The organism is Pedobacter sp. (assembly GCF_035317785.1).
In the GTDB taxonomy this organism is placed as follows: domain Bacteria; phylum Bacteroidota; class Bacteroidia; order Sphingobacteriales; family Sphingobacteriaceae; genus Pedobacter.
In genome coordinates, this window is record NZ_DATHGC010000136.1 from 1 (window position 1) to 22,298 (window position 22,298).

The 22,298-nt window shown below is 43.4% G+C and carries 19 protein-coding genes; 4 read left to right on the forward strand and 15 right to left on the reverse strand.

Features of this window, described 5'->3' with window-relative positions; genetic code table 11:
* The 3 genes from VK541_RS08330 to VK541_RS08340 all read right to left on the reverse strand — a co-directional run.
* On the reverse strand, positions 1-1,031 hold a 1,031-nt coding region (locus VK541_RS08330; protein ID WP_324368818.1), incomplete at its 3' end, for a Gfo/Idh/MocA family oxidoreductase.
* A 33-nt stretch (positions 1,032-1,064) separates the two neighbouring features.
* Positions 1,065-2,012 carry a FecR family protein gene (locus tag VK541_RS08335; RefSeq protein WP_324368822.1) on the reverse strand — a complete coding sequence of 316 codons (948 nt, stop codon included), beginning with the start codon at positions 2,010-2,012 and terminating at the stop codon, positions 1,065-1,067.
* 51 nt (positions 2,013-2,063) lie between these two features.
* A complete protein-coding gene (locus VK541_RS08340) occupies positions 2,064-2,654 on the reverse strand; it encodes an RNA polymerase sigma-70 factor (RefSeq protein WP_324368824.1) in 591 nt (196 codons plus the stop codon).
* A 218-nt stretch (positions 2,655-2,872) separates the two neighbouring features.
* Here VK541_RS08340 and VK541_RS08345 point away from each other — a divergent pair, with 218 nt between their 5' ends.
* The 3 genes from VK541_RS08345 (at position 2,873) to VK541_RS08355 (ending at position 4,928) form a co-directional block, all read left to right on the forward strand.
* Positions 2,873-3,424 (forward strand): NAD(P)H-dependent oxidoreductase, encoded by a 552-nt coding sequence (locus VK541_RS08345; RefSeq protein ID WP_324368826.1) that lies wholly within the window; start codon positions 2,873-2,875, stop codon positions 3,422-3,424.
* Between the two features lie 120 nt (positions 3,425-3,544).
* Positions 3,545-4,132 (forward strand): GDSL-type esterase/lipase family protein, encoded by a 588-nt coding sequence (locus VK541_RS08350; RefSeq protein ID WP_324368828.1) that lies wholly within the window; start codon positions 3,545-3,547, stop codon positions 4,130-4,132.
* A gap of 67 nt (positions 4,133-4,199) precedes the next feature.
* On the forward strand, positions 4,200-4,928 hold the full coding sequence (locus VK541_RS08355; RefSeq protein WP_324368830.1) for an esterase family protein: 729 nt from the start codon (positions 4,200-4,202) through the stop codon (positions 4,926-4,928).
* Between the two features lie 28 nt (positions 4,929-4,956).
* On the opposite strand, the gene VK541_RS08360 is transcribed toward VK541_RS08355, so the two are convergent.
* The 4 genes from VK541_RS08360 to VK541_RS08375 all read right to left on the reverse strand — a co-directional run bounded on the left by VK541_RS08360 (position 4,957) and on the right by VK541_RS08375 (position 11,615).
* Complete coding sequence (locus tag VK541_RS08360) at positions 4,957-6,039, reverse strand: phytase (RefSeq protein ID WP_324368832.1); 1,083 nt, start codon at positions 6,037-6,039, stop codon at positions 4,957-4,959.
* A gap of 23 nt (positions 6,040-6,062) precedes the next feature.
* Positions 6,063-7,088, reverse strand: coding sequence for a hypothetical protein (locus tag VK541_RS08365; protein ID WP_324368835.1), 1,026 nt, complete (start codon positions 7,086-7,088; stop codon positions 6,063-6,065).
* Between the two features lie 20 nt (positions 7,089-7,108).
* Positions 7,109-9,817 (reverse strand): TonB-dependent receptor, encoded by a 2,709-nt coding sequence (locus VK541_RS08370; RefSeq protein ID WP_324368837.1) that lies wholly within the window; start codon positions 9,815-9,817, stop codon positions 7,109-7,111.
* Positions 9,818-10,031: 214 nt separating this feature from the next.
* Complete coding sequence (locus tag VK541_RS08375) at positions 10,032-11,615, reverse strand: tetratricopeptide repeat protein (RefSeq protein WP_324368839.1); 1,584 nt, start codon at positions 11,613-11,615, stop codon at positions 10,032-10,034.
* 160 nt (positions 11,616-11,775) lie between these two features.
* Here VK541_RS08375 and VK541_RS08380 point away from each other — a divergent pair, with 160 nt between their 5' ends.
* Complete coding sequence (locus VK541_RS08380; RefSeq protein WP_324368841.1) at positions 11,776-12,141, forward strand: nuclear transport factor 2 family protein; 366 nt, start codon at positions 11,776-11,778, stop codon at positions 12,139-12,141.
* Between the two features lie 195 nt (positions 12,142-12,336).
* Here the strand turns inward: VK541_RS08380 and VK541_RS08385 are convergent, their stop codons facing one another.
* The 8 genes from VK541_RS08385 to VK541_RS08420 form a co-directional block, all read right to left on the reverse strand.
* The gene (locus VK541_RS08385) at positions 12,337-12,639 is read right to left on the reverse strand and encodes a type II toxin-antitoxin system RelE/ParE family toxin (RefSeq protein ID WP_324368843.1); all 303 of its coding nucleotides are present in this window, start codon (positions 12,637-12,639) and stop codon (positions 12,337-12,339) included.
* On the reverse strand, positions 12,636-12,854 hold the full coding sequence (locus VK541_RS08390) for a hypothetical protein (RefSeq protein WP_324368845.1): 219 nt from the start codon (positions 12,852-12,854) through the stop codon (positions 12,636-12,638). Before VK541_RS08390 ends, VK541_RS08385 begins: the two co-directional genes overlap by 4 nt.
* Before the next feature lie 203 nt (positions 12,855-13,057).
* Positions 13,058-13,906, reverse strand: coding sequence for a hypothetical protein (locus tag VK541_RS08395; RefSeq protein WP_324368848.1), 849 nt, complete (start codon positions 13,904-13,906; stop codon positions 13,058-13,060).
* 27 nt (positions 13,907-13,933) lie between these two features.
* Positions 13,934-15,607, reverse strand: a complete 1,674-nt coding sequence (locus VK541_RS08400; RefSeq protein ID WP_324368850.1) for a hypothetical protein — start codon at positions 15,605-15,607, stop codon at positions 13,934-13,936.
* 22 nt (positions 15,608-15,629) lie between these two features.
* Positions 15,630-19,019 carry a TonB-dependent receptor gene (locus VK541_RS08405; RefSeq protein ID WP_324368852.1) on the reverse strand — a complete coding sequence of 1,130 codons (3,390 nt, stop codon included), beginning with the start codon at positions 19,017-19,019 and terminating at the stop codon, positions 15,630-15,632.
* Positions 19,020-19,230: 211 nt separating this feature from the next.
* A complete protein-coding gene (locus tag VK541_RS08410; RefSeq protein ID WP_324368854.1) occupies positions 19,231-20,196 on the reverse strand; it encodes a FecR family protein in 966 nt (321 codons plus the stop codon).
* A 111-nt stretch (positions 20,197-20,307) separates the two neighbouring features.
* Positions 20,308-20,919 carry an RNA polymerase sigma factor gene (locus VK541_RS08415; protein WP_324368856.1) on the reverse strand — a complete coding sequence of 204 codons (612 nt, stop codon included), beginning with the start codon at positions 20,917-20,919 and terminating at the stop codon, positions 20,308-20,310.
* 1 nt (position 20,920) lies between these two features.
* Positions 20,921-22,298, reverse strand: a 1,378-nt coding sequence (locus VK541_RS08420) for an ArnT family glycosyltransferase (RefSeq protein ID WP_324368858.1), incomplete at its 5' end; no start/stop codon positions are given.

Sequence of the window (22,298 nt, forward strand, 5' to 3'; positions counted from 1 at the left end):
CCATCACCAAATAATTCAGTAGCACCTAATTCCTCCGGACGCTCAGGTTGTATACCCCCGTCCATCCAGTGAAGGGTTACATCACCTTTAGTCTTATTCGTTTTGGGGAAAGTCAGGGTCACATGACTTGAAGGCGGGCAGCTATCCGGAAAGTACCCGCGCTTAGACTTATCGACATATACAGCGCCTACACTGCACTGCACATCTTTAGCATATTGCAGGTTTAAAACACTAAAAGGCGCCTCAATCAGGTGACATCCCATATCGCCCAAAGCTCCCGTTCCGTAATCCCACCAGCCACGCCAGTTAAAAGGCACAATTTTGTCTGCATAATCTTTTTTAGGAGCTGTACCCAGCCATAAGTCCCAGTCCAGCTCTTTAGGAATCTCGGCTTTCGCGGTCGGCCATGCAATTCCCTGGGGCCAGATTGGACGGTTTGTCCAGGCATATACAGTATGTACATCTCCGATTAAGCCTGCTTCATACCATTCTTTCATTAAACGGGGCCCATCGTTAGAAGCTCCCTGATTACCCATTTGAGTTACTACTTTATACTTTTTAGTCGCCTGCGTTAAGATTCGTGCCTCATGGATGTCATGCGTCATCGGTTTCTGTACATAGACATGTTTTCCCAATTGCATCGCTGCAAGCGTGATTATGGCGTGATTGTGATCCGGAGTTGATACCGAAACGGCATCAAAGTTTTTAGATTCTTTGTCCAGCATTTCCCGCCAGTCCTTATAGAATTTAGCTTTAGGAAAAGCTTTTACACTTTTTGCGGCACTGCGTTCATCAACATCACATAGAAATGCGATATCAGCCTTACTACTCTTAGCAAACATGGAAATGTCAGACTGGCCTTTACCACCCGCGCCAATACCCGCAATCAGTAAACGGTCACTGGGTGCTAAAAACCCTTTGCCACCCAGTACATGACGTGGAACGATCATAAATGCCGCTGCAGCAATGGCGCTGCTTTTTATAAAATCACGGCGACCGGCCGCGTTTTTATTTTCTTCTTTTGTTTTCATCAAGTTTATTTTGTTTTTATTTATCCGGTGGATTTAGTGACGGACCCGGCCTTTTAAGAAGTAAGCCCCATTGCGGTATTCAGTTTCTCCGTCTATCAGTCTCGAAAGAATGGTTAAAACCTGATCCAGGCTGAGGTTATCAAAGTCCGCATTAATCCTGATGTTTTTCAGACCTGGACTGAGTTCAATATCCACGTTATACTTACGCCCAATTTCGACAACCACATCTGCCAGCAGACCATTCTTATAGCTCAACCGTCCCTCAGACCAGGATATAAAGTCATCAGCATCAACAGACTTATTAAAGCTGAAATCCTGGCTGGCTCTGTCAAACAGAAGCTGTTGATTTGGTAAGATCATATTTGCACTATTTCCGTCTGTCCTGTCTTTTTGATATACACCTACTTTACCTGTCATCACTGTAACACTGATATTTTTATTCTGCGGATAGGCATTAATATTAAAACTCGTCCCCAATACTTGTGTATTAAGGGTTCCAGTCCGGACAATAAAAGGCTTACTAACATCGTGAGCAACCTGAAAATAACCCTCTCCCTCCAGTTTCACTTCTCTCCTGTCTGATGTAAACTTTCCAGGAAATGTCAATTTACTCTCTGCATTCAAAAACACAATCGTACCATCAGTAAGCGCAAATTTTATAACACTCCCTCTTGGGGCCTTTCTTTCGATGAATGCAAGCTCATCATTTACCCGTTGTTTTTTAAAACCAGGAAGATAAAAGTATAAAGCCGCACAGAGAAAGAACGTAACAGATGCGGCTATAGCCATTCTGTTTCGGTAAACAAGTCTTTTTCGTTTACGGGATATGGCACTGGTAATTTTTGTATAAACCATTTGCTTTTCAAACGGAATGTCCTGAAGAGGATTATCTATACGCCCGGTATATTGTTCTGCTGTTTCGAAATAATTGCCAATGGCTTTTTCTAAAGGATCCTGGGGTGTTTTCTTTTTTCTTTTCATGCGCTGTTATTAATACGATGCACAAAAATTGATCAGCCCCTAAGCTTCCATTTATTTTTTTAAAAAAGGGAGGAGAATTATTGTAAAGCTCAGAACTTCGGACATCGAATTGCGCAACCGTTTGATGGCAATGCTAATTTGGTTTTCAACTGTTTTTACCGAAATATTTAACGATTCAGCTATTTCTTTATTAGACAATTGCTCGTTTCTACTTAATCTGAATATTTCAGCGCATTTTTCAGGAAGACGATCTACTTCCTGAGCAAGGAATTTCTTAAGACTTCTTTCTTCAGTCATGTTATCTGTAGCGTAATTATCGATAAGAAACTCCATTGCGTCTTCACCCAATGTGATCTTTTGACTTCTGAGCTTCATCAAAACCCTGTTCTTCACTGAAATGAACAAATAACTTTTTAAAGAGGTATTGATCTTAATGGACTTTCTTTTCAACCAGACTTCCATGAAAAGTTCCTGAATGATGTCCTCGCATGCTTCCCTGTCACGAATGATATTATAGGCAGATTGGTATAACTTTGTAGAATATTTATGATAAATTATCTTAAAAGCATCGTCATCATGTTTGAGCAGGGTTATTAAATCGTCATCGGCCAGCATAATAGTAAATACATCTGTGTCCGGCAAAGTTACCCCGATTCATTTCGCGCTATATTATCACAACATTAAGTTATTGAAACAATCTCATTGATCATTTACTTATTTCTCCGTAAACCCCACACTCTATAATTTAAGTTATTGTAAATAAATAGCCGGTCCAATATCAATTCTGTATCGCGAACAATGAACTTCCAAAACAATCACTGATCTCCAGGTGTTCCTTAGATGAATAAAAACAAATTATCATGAGCATTAAAATAGCCGCATTTTCAGGAAGTTTAAGGAAGGATTCTTACACCACTAAACTCGTAAAGGCATTTCAGCATTTGGCTCCTGAAGGAATAGCAGTGGAGATCGTCGACATCAGTCAGCTTCCATTGCTCAACCAGGATCTTGAAACCGACTTACCTCAGCAGGTAAAAGACCTGCACAGCAGTGTTGAAAATGCAGATGCCATTATCCTTGCTACACCAGAATATAACAGATCTTATTCACCGGTTCTAAAGAATGCTTTAGACTGGGGTTCAAGGCCGCAGGGACAAAACAAATGGGACAAAAAACCAGTGGCTGTTCTCGGTTGCACACCCTATAACCTTGGCGCTTTCGGAGCAGTAAACCATTTGCGCCAGGTATTGGTATACCTCAATATGCAGCCTTTGCAGCAGCCAGAATTTTATCTGGCCGGTGCGGCGGAGAAATTTGACGAGCAGGGAAACCTGACTGATGAGCAGACTAGGAAAATGATAACCGCAGTCTGGACAAGCTTTACTGAACTGATCAGCAAGTCAAACAGCTAGCTTTAAGTTAATTTCTTGTTAACTAAACACCATTTCCAGCTGATGGCCAATGGAAAACTTAATATCAGAATACCACCACTGAAAAGCAAAACTTGATATCTTTATTCCAAATCAGTCACAATGTATTGGTACGAAGAAGATGTCAAACGGCTTGAGGCAAACCGCATAACCGAGGAATGCGACCCTGAAATCATATTTTATGGCAGTTCGTCGATACGCCTGTGGAATAGCCTTTACCTGGATTTCCCCGATAAAAAAGTAACCAACCTGGGTTTTGGAGGGTCAACCCTGGCGGCCTGCGTATGGTTCTTTGAAAGGATCATGACAGATTACAAACCCCGCGTGCTTATCGTTTACGCTGGCGACAACGACCTGGGCGATGGCAGAAACCCGGAAGAGATCTTTATTTTTTTTCAGCAACTGATGGTCAAAGCCACGAAACAGTTTGGCTCAATCCCCTGTTATTTCATTTCTCTGAAACCGAGCCTGATCCGATGGCACATGGAAGACCGGTTCAGGTACACCAATAACCTCATCGAGAGTGAAATCATCAAATGCCAGAACAACTGGAAATTTGTCGATGTCTTTAAAAAAATGCTGGATAAATCAGGGCAGCCAAAACCCGAATACTATACCAGCGACGGACTGCATCTGAGCGGGCAGGGATACCAGTTGTGGAAGGAAGTGGTCCAGGAAATATTGGCATAATCATTACGCTTTATTAACAGCAGAATAACATCAAAACCGGATATTTCGCCCACAAGTTTATACCAATATGAACAGGGAGTATCACAAATGGTTTAGTACACGACTGCAGCGGGATATGGAACTATTGGTCTTCGGTCACAGCGGCCGCGCCGTCATATTTTTCCCAACCCGCATGGCCAGATTCTATGACTATGAAAACTGGGGTATCGTCAATTCACTGAAAAGTAAAATCGACCGTGGAGAAATCCAGCTCTTTTGTGTCGACAGTATAGACGGGGAAAGTTTCTACAACCCCTATGTCAGTGCCTCCGCACGCATTTCCCGTCACCTGCAATATGAAGATTACCTGCTCAACGAAGTGATGCCGCTGATCAGGTCAAAAAATAACGGCGATTACCTCATGGCTGCAGGCTGTAGCATGGGAGCCTATCATGCCGTAAACTTTGCAATGAAATATCCATGGCTGTTTAAAAAAACTGTGGGCATCAGCGGACGGTACGATCTTACCAAATCACCGGGAGAATTCAGAGACCTGCTGGATGGCGACCATAGCGAGAATGTCTATTTTAACATGCCCGCCCAGTACATCCCCAATCTCAATGATGAATACCTGCTGGGCGCAGTCCGTAATCTCGAAGTGATTCTGGCCGTTGGTGAAACCGACCCCTTCTTGCCAGATAACCAGGAATTCAGCAGGATATTATGGAACAAAGGCATTTCCAACAATTTTTACATTTGGGGCAGTAATGCACACCGGCCGCACTACTGGAGACAAATGGTGCCCTGTTATTTGTAAATCCCCGGCCAGGCCGGGGATCTTTAAATTATTTGTTGATTTTCAAAAGCTTTCCTGCAAGGTCTTCCCACCGGTAAAGCTGAAAGGTTTTATTGTCGCTCATGGCCACAAAGATCCCATGCTTGAAATCTCCATTGAGCGGTTTAGAATAGATGTCTGAACCGTCACTTTGATTGGTAGAAGTCTTAATACTGGTGATCAGCTGGTGGTCATTTGCATTTTTAACCCCTTCCCTGCTGTATACCTTAAACTGGTTTGCGCTTTGGTCTGATACCAGGATGTAACCGGTAGTATCTGTAGTTTTATAAATGCTGATGCCTTCATGATCCTCTGTAAAGCCCTCTTTTGCGAAGACAGCCAATTCTTTATTCCCCTTTGCAGGATCAGCATAATATTTGCGGACGCCAAACTGTTCATCAGAACAATAAATATATCCCAGTTCATTGTCCACAGCTATAGCCTCAATTTCTTTTTTGCCACTGTAATTTCCAAATTTGCGCTTCAATGTCGCTTTTACATGACCAGCGCCATCATCTTCCAGCAAATATTGCCAAAGATAAGTACCATCGGTTGGCCCCGTTTTTCTGCCAGGTATCGCATAAATCTGACCTTTGGCGTCTGTATACATCGCAATGCCCATCAGGTCCCTGTACATTACCCCGGTTTCGCCTTCGTATACCAAAATCCCCCCGTTATCTACAGGTTTCATATCTGGCAGTGAATAAATACGGAGCTTGTGGGTCATCCTTTCTGTAGTAACGGCAATGTCCGTTTTCTTTCCCCCGAGCATCAACCCGTAAGCGATATCCACGTTGTCCGGACGTTTTAATCCCGTTACTGTTTTACTTTTAATGATTCTTCCCTTCAGATCAAAGACATATAAACCACCGTTCTCGTCCTTATCAGTACCAATGATCAGCGACTGCGAGGAATCAGCCGGATTGACCCAGATTGCGGGATCATCGGTATCAAACTGCACGGGTTCTGTGGTATACAACGGTTTTACAACACTATCCGGATTTACAGATGCTGTTGTTGAAGTCCCGGTGTTTGTGCATGATGTAATTGCTGCTGCAATAATTGCAAAAATGATTATTCTATGTAGATTCATTTATTGATTCTTAAAATTATAAATTATTTATTCAGGATCAGGGTAATTTCGTCCGTTTCCTCATCATCAAATTCACCTTGCAGGGTCAGTTCCAACTTACCGTTCACCAGTTTGAAACTACCCTTATAGGTAAATTCCACTTCAAGTCCACTTTCCTGTTCTGCCTCCCCAACAAATTCAAGATCACCACTCAGCTTATCATCTTCAAGATCCTCAAATTCACCTTCTATTTCAATTTCCTTATTTACCGTTTCGGTTTCTCCGCATTCTTCCACTTCTTCAGTCTCCTTTAAAACGACAATGGCCTTAAATTCACCATATTGAAATTCTATTTTGATTTCATCTACATCCCCAGGTTTCAAGCCCTTTACTTCATCATTAACCAGACCAAACAAGTCAATATAGCTTTGAAACTGCTCCTGATCGTCCACATCCAATTCATATTCACCATAAATAGCCTCATCATCCAGCGGCAGGTATTCAAAAGTATTGTGGTCGTTTACCGCCACCTTCTGCCCGTTCGGGTTTACCGAAGTCAGCCTGATCTCCAGCTTACGTGCTGCTGTATTGAATACATTGTCGTCAAACAGGTCTTCATCCGTTTCAAATTCGATTTCAATTTCTTCGACACCTTTAGGAAAGGTCACACTTCCCTTGCCAGTGCTTTTGTCAAAAACCAGATGGAGGTCTATGTCTTTGTCCTCTGAAGTTGTGCAATCGTCTATTTCATAAAATGCTTTGGCATCAAGCAGGTAAGACGAAAGCGCAGGGAAGCCTTTAAAGCTGCTTACCTCAAAATTAACCGTCACGTCAGCGGCAAGTGGCACAACTTTACCTCCGAGTTCCTTATTTTCGGGATCTGCCCGGTCAGCAAGTGTGATCTTAAAACTGAACTTATCTTCATCCTCCAGCTCACCGTCGCCTTCATCAGAAAGCAGGAGCACCTGTGGAAAGTCATCTTCAACAAGAGGAGTGACCAGGTTATCGTTTTTCTTATCGCAGGCTGTCAATAACAGCACTGCAAACAGCAGATATTTTAATGATTTCATTTTCTTTAAATTAGGTAAGCCTACAAATTGAATTTTATGCCGAAGCGGGACCAGAAAGAATAAAATTCACGTTGGATAGTCTGCGTTTTACTGCCCTGGTAAACCTCAAGCGGCTGGTTGGTGATGTTCAGCAATTCAGCGAAGAACCTGATCCGGCTGTTAATGACAATACTGCCGCTGGCATCCAGCTGCATCCTGCTTTTCACGAAGAGATCACTTTCTTTAGTACCGCCTACTTCAGACAGGAAAGAACCACTGAAGTTCAGTGAAGACCGCAATGAAAATCTTTTTCCCTCATAAGCTAATGAAGCATTGCCGACATTTTCTGACTGGCCAGGAAGCCTGATCTCTTCTGTAGCATTGGCATTATCCGAATCCGCATTCCTGCTCTGGATCTTTGCTTTTGAATCGGTATATGTATAATTGAGATAGACACTAAAATCTTTCAGCACCGGAATAAAGGTCAGCCTGCGCTGAAAGGCAAATTCGAGTCCGCTGACCTGGGCATCATTGCCATTTTGCGCCTGCGTCACATCGATCCCAGTAATGCTGGGTGTTCCGGTAAGCGGATACGGAGAGTTGAACAAGATTCTTCTGTAAATGAAATCATCCAGTTTTTTATGAAACAAACCTGCAGAAACAATCCCAACAGAACCAAAATAATGCTCATACATCAGGTCGTAATTGACCGCACTTACCGGTTGCAATGCCGGATTTCCCGCTGATGCTGCGCCATCCTCACGATTGATCTCCTGGGCGGGAATGATCTCGGAGAAATTTGGTCTTGCATATGACCAGGTTAGCGCAGCCCTGATGTTGCTCAGGGGAGTGAGTTCATATTTCAGGTGCAGCTGGGGCAAAATAAAATCATAATTACTGCTGCCTGATACCGGTACGATCTGGTCCAGATCGCCGCTTTCATTAATGATCACATCACTGGAATTGTAGCTGACCCTGGTACGTTCATACCTTACCCCGCCTAATACCATCAGCTTACTAAGCTGCTGCCTGGCCATCAAATATCCGGCAATCACATCTTCCTTTGCAGTAAAGGCTTCCAGCGCCTCGTCTATTGCCTTGTCCTCCACCTGCAGTTCAAACTGGCCGGGATTGCTGTTGAAATAATTCATGAGTCTGTTGATGGCCACAGGTCTGCCCATCGCATAACGTCCGGAAAAAAATTCATCCTTTACCGGATTGCCATCAAACTGGTCAAGATTAGGAACACCGCCCAGGTTCTCAAACGTATTCTGGCGGATGGTATATTTTTTATTCTTGGATCTTACTTTAGCGCCAAACTTGATCAAGCCATCATTAGCCCCCAATTTATAAGGCACTCCAATATTAAATTTGGCCGTCAGATTCTTATCCATAGCTACAGTTTTCCCGTATCCGATCTCAGCAAATTCATACAGCGAATTATTGGTATAGTCATCTGCAGTTACTTTGGGGAAATTGCTGTCGCTGAAATCAAGACTGCTCGGGATGCCTGCCACAAACGCAGCCTCATTATCATATGGTGTATTCTGCTCACCATAACTGTACTGTGCCTCATAGTCAAGAAACAAATTCTTGAAAGTATGTTTGGCACCTGCATTCAGGGAAAGCACCGATTGCGATTCAAAACGGTCTTTTATTAATTTTTCAATCTCCTCATCACCAGGTTTAAAAACATACCTTCTTCTCTGCTCCCGGTCCGTAAATCTCGAATACAAGCCCTTAAAATACACCTCATGATGGTTGTTGAATTTATAGTCCATAGAAGAGCTCAACCCCAGGCGTGTCCTGGTGAGTGAATAATCCCTGAGCTCTAGTTCGTTGTCTTCTACTGCCCTTTCCAGGTTGTCAGAACCCAGGTCATTGTGGTAGTAATTGCCGTTAAACAGCAGACCCAGCTTTTCATTCTTGCCAAAACGCTGCCCGTATTGTAGCTGTCCCTGTAAATTTGGCTTGCCCATCAGGTTATTGTACCCACCCCCAAATGATCCGCTGACATCAGCTTTACGGCTTTGCGCAGTCCTGGTGATCAGGTTAATGGAGCCGCCAATGGCATCTCCATCCATATCAGGCGTCAATGCCTTGCTTACCTCTATTGAAGCCAGCTGATCCGATGGAATGGCATCAAGCGCTACGAAGCGTACATCCGCCTCAGGAGAAGGGATTTGCTCACCATTGATACTTGTATTGGTAAACTGAGGCGCCAGCCCCCTTACAGATACATACCTGCCCTCACCCTGGTCCCGCTCAATATTCACGCCCGGTACACGCTGAAGCGCTTCAGCAGCGTTAGGATCAGGGAACCGGCCAATCTGATCTGCAGCGATGATGTTTTTAATGTTATCCGCATTCTTCTGCTGATTTAATGCCTTAGCCTGCCCCTGTGTATACCCAGTAATCACCACATTGTTCAGGTTTCGTTGCCGGCCAGACATCGCAACATTGACTACTTTCAGTTCATTACTGTTTAAACTAACAGACAAAGTGGTGTCCTTATAGCCCAAATACCTGACCGTAAGATTCACCGTTCCTGAATTTACGTAAAACTGGTATTCGCCACTTAAATTGGTAGCCGCAGTATTGTTTGTTCCGGTCACCACTACCGTAGCCCCCGTAAGCGGTTCTTTGTTCTTCTGATCAGTAATCCTGCCCTTTATTATTCCCCGCTGTGCCAGAGCCACAGAACCCAGTAATAAAAGGGGAACTCCAAAAAGTAACATTTTAAGTTTCATAAAATTTGATTTGTTATTGGTTTTGGACAAAGATTATCAGGCTGGACAGACTGGGCAATTTTATGACGTTACAAAATAGATACAGGTCTGGAAACAGCATAAGCAAAACAGCAACAAACCAAATTATATTACTGAATATCAATAAGTTGATCAACAAACTCAAGCCATTAAGTTTGTGTTAACGTATGGTTACCTGCTTGTAAAGCCCTGTTTTTCACAGCTTTTGGAGGAAAGCGCTCAGGTTCTCGCCTTCTTCCAGATTTAGCTTTTTACGAAGCCGGTACCTTGAAATCCTGAGGCTGTCCTGAGAAATTCCCAGCATCATGGCGATGTCTGAGGAACTAAGGTTCATCTTAAGAAGCGCAACCAAACGAAGCTCAGAAGCGGTCAAAGCTTTACTGTGTTTTTTTAAGCTTTCAAAAAAATTCTCGTGTACCCGCTCAAAAACGATTCTGAAATCGTCCCAGTTCTTTTCCTGGTTGTTGTTAAAAGTGATCAGGTTGATCACCTGCTTCAGTTCCTTACGCTGGTCCCGTTTATCGTCTTTGATCATCTCGCTGAGCCTGGATTTAAGTTCTTCCAGTAACTGGTTCTTATGGATCAGGTGGAGGGTATGACTCGTAAGCTCTTTGCTCTTGAGTTCCAGATCACCTTCCATAGCCTTTTTTTGAACGGTGTAGAGTGCATTGTTTTGTTCATTGAGCTTTCGCTCGTTCCTGATCTTGAGCCGTTGCCTGCTAATGATACTTGCGCCAAGCAACACCACAAGAATAGCAATGGTAACAGCTCCTATCGCAAGTATTGTATTATTCTTTCTGTCTTTCTCAAACTGCAGGATGGCATTGTCCTTCTGTTCCGTTTCAAAGAGTGTTTGCAAAAGCGCCAGTTGCTTTTTATTGTCCTGGGAAAAGATTTCCATAAAAATATTTCTGCCCGCCTCACTGTAATGATACGCGCTATCATACCTTCCCATCAGATCAAAGGTTTTGGAAAGATCCCTGTAAGCACTAGCCAGCTGATATTGCTCGTTCCTGTTTTTGGCCATTTCTGCAGCTTCTTGCGTATAAACCAAAGCTTCCTTATATCTGTTTGTTTTACGGTAAACGTCTCCAATATTGTTGATGATCTCGATCTGGGCCATTTTATTGCCGGCCTCCATATTCAGGTTCAAGGCCAGGGTAAAATACTTTAAAGCAGAGTCCAGTTTCAGGCGGTCCTCGTAAACGCTGCCCAGGTTCTCGTAGATCTTGGCAATCCCACTGCGATGATCGGTTTTCCTGAACTCGTCCAATGCAAGCTTCTGGTACTTAAAAGCCTGGCGATGGTCCCCTGTTTTTTCGTAGGTCTGGCCAACATAACCATACGACTCTGCTATTCCCGTGGCATTATTCAATGTCCTGTAGCAGTCCAGCGCCTGCCTGAATGTTTTGAGGGCGACCTGGTATTGCCGGTTGTAATAATAAGTCTTACCTATCTTATTTAAATTGCCCGCCAGGAGTTCAAGCCGGTCTTCTTTACGGTAAATCACATCTGCCTTATAATAATTGATCAGCGCCTGTGAATAAGCAGCCTGGTCATAAAACAGTTCTCCTATTTTCTCATAACAGGTTGCCGCAACAGTCTGATCATTTTTCTTTAACGCTTCATTCAGATTATATTTAATCTTTACAAAAGCCTTATTCGGGTCATTGTGAATCATCTGCTCCGTCACCCGTGGAATGCCTGAATCCCGCTGCTGGCCATAAGCCACAGGAAACCAGTGGAGAAGAAATATTAATACGCCATATAAAGGTCTCATCCCTGATTTTATTACCTGATAAGAAAAACTAAAGATAAGTCCGGTATGTTAAGTAAAAGTTAAGAACATCGTCAGCAAAGCTTAACCTAATCATAAAATATACCGAACAATTAAAGAATAGATTTTAAATAACTTAGCTCATAACTTAATTTTAGATCATATGAATACACAGGAAGTAGCTGACAAATTGGTACAGCTTTGCCGCGAAGGCAAAAACACAGAAGCCATCGAAGAGCTTTATGCCGAAAACATAGTAAGCAAGGAACCGAAAGGCTCTCCAATGGAACTGACAGAAGGTAAAGAAGCTGTCAAAAACAAAACCATACAATGGGAGGAAAGCGTTGAAGAAATACACAGCGCCTCAACTTCAGAGCCTATTGTCGCAAACAATCATTTTGCCATAGTTATGGACATAGATGCTACGTACAAAGCGCATGGCAGAATGGCAATGAGCGAGATCTGTGTATATGAAGTTAAGGACGGTAAGATTGTCGCAGAAGAGTTTTTTTACAGCATGAATGGATAAGGGACATTAAGAAGGGTCAAAAGGCCCTTCTTTTATCTTCCAGCAACCATTTAATAGCCATACAACTGTAGCACCTGTACCTTTTGATTGGCAACCAGAATAAGAATACTTTCTGAATAAAGTTTCTGGGAATACGCTCCATACTAATTTTCTGGGCTTTACCGCATGGGCACAATTCGTTTGTATTTTTTTCCATCATTTCACTGCTTTAACATCAGATGAATCCTGAATAACAGAAATCCTCAAAATTCTTAGTCCTTTTGCCGTTTCCCGGTAAGCTATCCGATACCTGTCAACGACAAGAACACAGAAACTTCCGTCATTGTCAATTTTTAACGGATCAGGCTCCGCGGCTTGCTCCGCCTTCGAAACAGACATTATTTTAGAGAATATCTGTTTTTCTATCTTTTTTCCGTAAACAGAGAGCTTATTTTCTTCCAGGTAGGCCATTGCATCTATCAATTGCTTTATTGCTACCTTATTCCATTTAATTTTCAAAATACTTTTCTTCTCTGACGGAACAGCTTTTCTACATCCGCCTGCTTCACATAATTTCCATCCACAATCTCTGCATCAGCCTGTTGGATGTCATCATTATATTTTTCGAGAAAAACCGTATTCACTTTCCCGACCTCTTCACTGACGCCATTTTGATACTTATAGCCCAAGGTCTCCAGAAAAGTCAAAAGAATTTTCTCCTCTTGTTCATTCATTGTCATTACCAATATGCTCATGTCACAAAAATACTACAACCTAAGCGTATAGTCTATTGCTTGTATTTTAACAAAACATTAAACTTTTGTATGCTAAAGGGTTTACTGCTTACATACAAAAACCGGCACAACACCTGGGGTGCTGTACCGGCTTAACCCAGCAGATTAACTGGAGTATTATTAAAATCTTCAGTGGAATTTTTTCAATTGAGCGTACGCACACGAGCAGTTATAGCTGGATTTAGCTGGATCGTTTTTATGCTGCCAGGATTTGCCGGATCCTGATATTGTACAAATTTCATCTCAGCCAATCCACTGACAACAACGGCATAAGACCGGCCATTCCGATAAGGGATAGTTGCAGTTGCCTTCACCGTAGCGGTATCAGTACCAGAAAAGAATTGCAGGTAGGCATTACCATCTTTGCCGGCCACCTTTGGGTCTATGGTGATAAAATTTGTATGAGCCCCATATTTCATATCAACAGGGAGATTGGCAGGAAAGACCCTAGTGCCATCTTCCAGTATAAAAAAACAATTCATGCCACCCAGATCGCCGCCCAGGTGCAGCAGCCGGAACCGGCATTGATCTTTCACGGGCACCTCGTTTTCCACGATGTGCATGATACGGCAGCGACTAAGCAGTTTGTCAGGATCGTCATAAGCATAAAACGTGTTTTTTGAACCGGCTGTTAAATTCAGGGTAGTATCCGCCACAACCCGTTTATTGCCATTTGTAAATATAAAACGATGCGACCCGGCGATTTGCTTCATATACAGAACTGAAGTTACCCCGTCAGGACCTGCATTGATCAAAGCAGGAAATGTTTCACCGGCAGCGGACTTATTAGAAAACCGGATCGGGTCAGCTTGTGTGGTATCCAGTTTGTCCATATAAACCGCTTTTACACCGGGGAAGATAAAAATGCCATCTGCAGCGTTAAAAAAATTCACTTCGGCGCCAGAGGTGACAGGACCATTAACTGATTTTTGACATCCGGCCATACAGAATATAAACAGGACGGACAGGATGATATGGTGTTGCAGTTTCATTGTGTTAAGTTTAAAGATCATTTTTTGTTATTTATTTACCGGTGCAAGCAGCAAGACTTCATTAAGCGTGAGGTCAATTTCGCTGGTGCGTACCATGACCGGTTGTTTTGACGCCGTGTAACCAATGACATCGCCGCCGATCCCGAACTGATATTCGCTGCCAGGAGCAGTTGACTGGATAAAGGGGGCATAAGTACTGACGGTACGGTCAGAGAAATTGATCACTTTTACTGACTGAAGTTGGCTATCGTTAGCCTGCCCCGGTAAATTTGTCTGTTGTGGCTTTTGTTGTTTGGCAAATATCACCATGGGCTGGCCGGGTGATGGCCACTGGGAAACACGCGTACTGTACAGAACTTCACTGTAGCCTCCTTCTACCACGTTAAAGGGGCCATCAGTAATGGTTGGCAAAGAAGAACTACCCGTTTTGTAGTTGAATTCGCTCAGCTGCCGCTGCTGCTGAAGATGATAACAATAAAAAGAACTGATATTGTAGTTTGAGCCCGATTCGGTACCGGCATAACCGTAAAGCAGGCTGTTTTCTGCATCTATGCCCATTAAGCGGTTGTAATTAAACACGGTGGTAACGTTCGGGAGGAAATCATAATCAAAATTCAACTCGCCGTCTTTAATCACATACACCTGGAAAATCTTATTGTCATAGACAGCTCCCTTAGCCAGGTATTGAAAACTGCCCGATGCATTTAAACGGGCTACGGTAAGATTAGTCGGGACAGTGCTGTAGACAACGCCGTCTCCTGCATACCAGTTGAACGAAGGGCCGCTGAAATACAATTCGCCTTTGCTGTTTGGATAGATTTTTTTCATGACAGGAAGCGTCACTTCGCCAATATTGCCCTCTTTTTTAACCTGATCAAAATCCAGATCGGCAGCGTCAATAAGAAAGGCACTGGTAGGCAGCACAGTACGGTTAAGCGTAGTAACACTATAATCGTTTAAGGAAACCTTCATCAGGCGGGCCGCAGACTTTGTGGCGTCAGCAGGCAACCGTGCATCAGTGGTCAGACAAGAGATATACAGATAATTACCATCCGGATCCGAAGCAAAACCATAGTCAATATTGATGGGATCTAAAATTGAAAACTCGCCATAACTGTCCTTCCAGATCACCCTCCCCCGTCGGATTACGCCTTCTTTCCAGGTGACGAGGCTATCGCCGTTCATAAACACTATTGGGCCGCCGGGTGTGTAATTGGGTATTACCCGGGTACCCAAAGGCATTCTTAGCGCAATGACGGCCTGTTTCGGGTTCAGGTAATTCAGTGTATCTGTACGGGCTGGCACCGGTCTGTCCTTGCTGATAAATATAACGGCCACAGTGCTGCTGATGCCATTTACCGTAGCCGCCACGGGCTGTTTTTGACCAATCATATTTTCGGTAATCAGCACTGTTACCCGGTCAAATGTGTAATTGTACAATACTTCCTTTTCTGTATAAGTACTATCCTTTGTGGTGATAGAGAGTACCGGGGCATCTATACCGCCTACCGTAATTTTCAGCGCAGCTTTTCCTGCCCCGAATTTACCAGTCAGGGTAAGTGTATCACCAACGGCATAAGCAGTGTTGTCCAGGTTATTTATCCGCGGCAGCTGATCCAGCTGATTATAAAAATCATCTGTCTTCCGGCATCCGGTAATCAGGACCAGCAGGAGAAAAAAGACTACATTTATATGTTTCATAATACGTTTATATCTATAGTAATTAAAATGAGTAAATCAGATTAGCTTGTAAATTACGGCCGGGACTCCATTGCCGGGATATATTATCTCCGGAATAAACCGGGCTCGTCCGCCCTGCGGCAGCATTGGTTTTGCCTGTATCCTGTTCGGGCTGGTATTTGTTATCCCTGTTCTGGTCTTCAGCAAAACGAATATCTTCATCCAGCAAATTATTAATGCTGAGCTTGGCCTGCCAGCGCCGGGCAAACTGCTGCGTGTAAGAAAAATCCAGCAGATGGCGCGCCAATTCAAGAACAGATCCGCGATACTTCACGTTGACATTGGCCGGATTACTGTACTTACCAACGGCATAGATGCTGGTACCCGATACACTATAATTTAAGGAGAACTTACTGCCCAGTTTTGCGTTGTCATAAAACAGGCCCGCATTGATCACATAGGGTGCCTGTCCCTGCAGCGGCCTGTTAAAAGCGGTGTCAATGAAAACAGACCCTGAACCAGGGATGGCGGCGATAAAAGCTCCGTTTACATGGCTCCGAATCAGTGAAGCATTAAACAATATCGAAAAATTCCTGAATAATTTGCCGGGAATAAAGTTAAGGCTTTTCCTTACATCAACCTCAATACCCTGCACAGTTGCTTTATCCACATTGGTAAAACTGATGTTATCAAAGCCGTTGATTTCGGCTGCAGCTATATTGGCCGAGAATATGATCCTTTCAATAGGATTTTTCAGCTGCTTGTAAAAAGCCCCGATGCTGACCATTTCACCTTTATTGTTCTTTGGATAAAGTTCCAGACGCAGGTCGTAGCTGGAAATATCGGACTGTACCAGAGCCGGATTGCCGTTGATCATCTGATTATTGGGATAGTCAAAGTCCCTGAAAGGTGAAATCTCCCTGAATTCCGGCCTGTTCACCGTTTTTCCATAAGCTCCGCGCAATACCCACGATTCGGAGGGGTGCCATGCAGCATTAGCGGAAGGCAGCCAGGAGAGGCGCGAACGATTGATCAATATCGAAGGGCCGTACCGCTGATCAGGCAAGACCTGCGAAGGAATCACTGCTGCCAGTTTTACCTGGTCATATTCCAGACGCAGGCCTCCATTGAGTTCTACTTTACCGCCAAAAGGTTTGGCTGTGGCCATAAAATATCCCGAATTGTACTGTTCTGATGCCTTATAGGCATCCATTGGGCCTGTACGGTCTTCTACACGTAAACCAGATCCATCTTCTCTAAAATAGTCATCGCCCCATACTTTTGATAAGTCCTGCAGGTTAAAGCGCCACAAAGACGGATCGACATACTGTAAGGAACCCGGCAATTTGTAGTAAAGTCCTTCCCCTAGAGAGCCGATCAGATTTGACCTGTTGCCTTCCGAAAGCTCACCGTCATATACAGTAAATAACCGTCTGGCCAGGTCACGTTGCTTAAACAATTGATAGGTACCCGCTTTCATTTCCAGCCATGGACGGACAGCTATGCTGTAATCCAGCGAAGAGTTATATACCTGTTCACTAAGCCTTGTAAACACCCGGGCAGCCGTCCCGTCCCTGTCATAATTTCCCGGCACCTTGCCATAACGGTCATCAGCCCGCCAGTTGAGATCAAAATCCTTTGATTCCCCGAGGTTAAAATTGCTAAAGGGATAATCACTGTTTACAAAGCGTGAGATGCGCTGGTCAGGAGTTTCGTTTTTAATACCCGTAAATCCCAGATTCCAATTCAGATTTTGTTTACTGTCAAGATCATGTGTTCCGCCAAAATTACCGGAATATAGAAAACGCTCGCGATAGTCAAGTACGATATTGCGTTTCCAGTATTCAGCCTGATAACCATAACGTCCCAGGCTATCCGGGTAGGCATTGGGACGCTGGATCCTGTCAATGGTACCTTTTCGCCCCTGCTGCAGTAAAAAGTTTTTAAAGTAAATCTTATGATGTTCATTGAGGCGCAGCATAAAGTTCAGCATCAGGTTCAGTGTAACCTCCTCCGAACTCTGCGCTTCATTGCTCACCGTTGAACTTATATAATCGGAATAGGAGGAATAGAGGTTATTTGTCTGCCTGTAAACATCAAAACCACGGATTTCATTGGTATAACTAAGCCCGGTAATGTTATACAGACGCGCTTTCCCCAGTTTAAAACTATCATAATAGTTGGCAGTAAGCTGCATATCCGGTAAAGCGGTTTTTGTTTGCAGGCCAAGTGTTGGAGAAAAGGACTTAACATACTCCTTTTGGGTCAGGTTCGCTTTACTAAAATCTCCATAACCTGCCACAGATGAAGGCAAGGCCCTTGTTCCGTCCTCTATCCCCAGCCAGTCGAGTTTGCCGCCTTTGTAGGTGTTTTGCTGATCGAATGTACCACCAGATAAATAGCCGATGCGGAGCCCCACATCAAAATGTTTTACTGCCAAAGCATCTTTTGTATATACTTTAACTGCTGCCCCCGCAAAATCACCAAACAGATCAGCACGCGGAGACTTATAAACCATGATCTTATCGATGATCCTGGACGGGAGTAAATTCATGGCAAAAGCACGGCTGTACTGCTCAGTACTTGGCGCAATGTTATCACCCAGGTAGGTAATGTTGTAACGCTGGTTCATACCCCGCACTACCAAAAACTGTTCGTCGGTAAGCGTTACCCCTGAAATACGGCGGGCAACCTGTGCAGCATTCACATCAGGCATTTTTGCAATCAGTTCCGATGAAATACCAGATACTACACTGCCGGCCTGTTTGATCTCCTGCAGCATTTCCCGCTCGCCGGTATGCTGCACCGGCTGCAGCGCACGGCGGGTAGCTTCAATGGTAACCGTAGACAGCGAATTGAGTGCCGGCTTCATTTTTACCGTAAATTCCAAATGGGCAGCGTCAAAATTATATTCCAGCTTTTCATAGCCCACATAATAAAACAACAAGGTGCCCGATGACAGATCAGACCTCAGGCTGAAAGCACCATTCTGGTCCGTAACTGTCCCGCTTTTGCTATCCTTCACCAATACCGAAACACCAATCAGCGTTTCGCCAGTTGTGGCATCTGATACTACGCCTTTTAAAGATAAGATGCGGTTGATCTTTACCGCGGGCAATTTGCTGACAGCAATAGATCCGTTAATTTGTTCAAAGCGCAACCTGTGCCGGTCCGCTAGTTTTTTCAGGACATTATCGAGCGTAATATGATTGATCTTTAAATCCATAGCGCTCATCTTTCCCAGATCTTCAGAATAGACAAAATTGAGATCGGACTGTCTCGAAAGAACAGTTAGAACTTCATGTAGCGTGGCTTTATTTGTATTCACAGAAACGCTGATCTGATCCAGACGCTGAGATTTTACTTCCTTAGCAAGCAATATGCTGCTTAGAGTTAAAGAGATAACGATTACCATAAAGGTTGCTCTCGTCATAAAAAACAGTAGTTTAATTACACTTAATTTTGTAGAATTGTGCATAGCTTTTTTAAATGATAAATTGGGTTGCATTCAATAGGTCATTGAGCTTATGAGCGGAAGTGGTGGTACACTTTCGCTCTTTTAATGACCGGATATTATTTCGGTAGTTTATTTTTCTATCTTACATATACAGCTGCTATTTATGGTGAAAACCTGGTTGATTGAATTATCCTATGATCACCTGCTTTCCGGTAATTTTATACCGGAACCCTCCACCTGAAATACTGAGCAGTTTCATGATGTTGGACAATGCTTCATTTTTAACCTTTAACTGAAATCTTTTTTTCAAAGCTGATTTATCCCGGAAAACAAAAGTTACCCCATACACACGTTCCAGTGCGTGGCTGATATTCTCCAGTGTTTCATAATTGAAAGTCAGTATATTCTCTTGCCAGCCGGCAATATCAGCTATGCGCAATTGCTTTCTGCTAAAATTACCTGTTGACTTATCATAGTCCAGCAGCTGACCAGGAGTTAACATCAGTACTTTGACGTTCTTTTTATCTCCGCTGGTCACACCGACCTTACCCGTTGCTACAACTACTTCAATATGTTCATCTTCGTGATAGGCCTTTACATCAAATGAAGTACCCAATACCTGTACTTTTAATTTTTCAGTGTGAATGATAAATGGGTGCTGCCTGTCGTGGGCAACCTCAAAAAATGCCTGGCCATTTAAATGTATTTCACGGGTATCACCGGCAAACTGTGCGGGATAACGGATCCTTGAAGCACTGTTCAGAATAATCACCGAGCCATCCGGCAGGGTAATCTGTTTTCTTTCTCCCCCAAGAGCTGAAATCTCCCGGAAGGAAACCTCAGGGTGCTGACTGTTATATCTATATATTAAAAGGCCCGCAGAACAAATAACTAGTACCACGGCCGCAACCTTCAGTACAGGACTCATCAATTTCCTGATCCGGCTTCTCCTGTTTTGAAAGTTCACCAGCTTTATCGCTGCAAGGGCAGCCTCTTTTGATGCCCTTTCTATCTGAGCCTCATCTGGCAACGGATAACCATTGCTTTCAAAAGAATCATACCATTCCTTAATCTGTTCAATCTCTTCCGGTGTACATAAACCGGCCCTGTATCTTCCGGCGAGTTCCCGAAGCTTATCTGTTTGTGTTCCCATTCACCTATATAATCTCTGAAAAAGGAGGTTGGTACCATTAAACAATTGACATATTTACATTAATTTAATGTTAACACGAACTGAGTATGTCCATAACTTAAGGGTGAAAAACTAAGGTTTAAAATCGTTAAAAAGATAAAAGGATGCCAATGCCAGGAAAAAAGACAGATCACCCTGTTTCAGATATGCCCGCAAAGATTGCAATACCATAGAGATGTAATTTTTGACGGTTTGTTCAGAGAGGTTCATTTTAACGGCAATTTCCTTAACGGAGAGTCCCTCACCCCTGCTTAGCTGGAAAACTTCCTGCACGGTAGCCGGCATTTTCAGCAACTGTTTTTCAAATTCCTGCCTTAGGTCAGCTGCGAGGATGTCTTCTTCAACAGAGGGTTCTACTGGTTCTGCCATTAAGGCCAGACTGGTTTCCATTGTTAAACGCTTTTTTTTGAACAGGTACTGGTCAATAATCGTATAGTGTGCTGCTCTTGAAAGGTAAGGCAGGAAAGATTCTTTAATGACAATAGTCTGGCGATTGTTCCAAAGGGAGATGAAAATATCCTGGAGCATATCCTTTGTATCATCCTCCGAACCCAGTCTTTTATAAATCTGCCTGTACAATTGTTTCCTGTACCGGTGCACAGCAACACTAAATGCCTGTTCATTATTGTCCTTGATTAACAGGAGTAATTCCGGATCGGATAGTTCCCATTTTGCTTTATCCATATCAGTTGATTTTCAGCAGATAAAAGCGCTCCAGAACAGAAGGACGGCTACCAGCCAGTATGAATTTTGCTTTCAGCTTTGTGATGCGGTAATAATCAAAGCTTTTCAAAACTCTTGCACCATACTTACTTTTAAGGCCGGGCAGTTCAGATTCCGGCGCATAGATCACCATATTTTTTTGCTTCATGGCCTTTTCCAGATCCCCATCCGAATACAGGTACTGAACCTCCCCCCTGGCATAAAAATCAAAAGAAAAAGACTGGTTGTATTTGAAAACCGCGGGCCGTGCAGCAACTTCACTATCAGCCACCCATTTTCCCGCCAGCGTACCCGACTGATACTGCAAAATCGCAGGATAAAAGAACAGGTATAAGAATATCATAATGCCCATAGACAACATCGCATTTCTTCCGACAATGGTCTTTACAGAACGACCTCTGAAAATGTAAAACGCCGCAGCAAAAACTGTCACTAAAATCCCGACACCTAAACCATACCATTGAAACTGGAAACAAATGGCAATGGCAGACAACAGCACGATGACAATGATAAAAATCACATTCTGCACAACAAAAAACACATTAATCCCCTTTTCCTTAAGCCTCAACAAATACACGGCAGTAATGATAGAAAACTGTGGAAAAAGTACCAGAATGTAATGTGGCAACTGGAACTTAGAAAATGAGAACAACAGGAAAGTAAGCAATGCAGAACTCCAGACTATGATCATTTCAGCCGGAAGAACACTCCTCCTGTAAGTTTTCCGGAATAAACCCACCACAGCCGCATAAAACAATACCGACCAGGGCAAAAATGCCCATAGCGTAGTATGCAGAAAAAACGATACATCTCCTTTCCCTTTAATAGGCCCGGTATTAAAAAACCGTCCAAACTGGCTGTCCCACAAAAAGAACCTTATACCAGATACACCCTGCTGTCCAAAGATTATTTTTTCCGGGTGGAGATCAAACTGCACGTACAAGGCATACAGTTCAGGAATTATAAAAATGAAGATCAGCAAAACTGCAACCTGCCACTTTGGATTTACCAGCTCCCTCCATTGCTTTGTCAACATCCAGAAGATAATGAAACCACCAAATACAGGAACCAGCACAAATATCCCTTTCACCATTACCGCACAAGCCGCAAAAAAAGAACCGGCAACAATATGCAGAAAAGACCCCTGCCGGGCCTTGTTATAATGATAAACAGCAGCCATGATAAAAGCCGTCAGGTAACCCTCAGCCCGTACATCTGAATTGGAGATCAACACATGCAGGGCGGTAAAAAATATCAGCACACTGGCCAGGGCGGTCTCCCTGTTAAAATGATCCCTAACAAAACGATACAGATAAAAAGTACCCAGCAGGACGATTAAA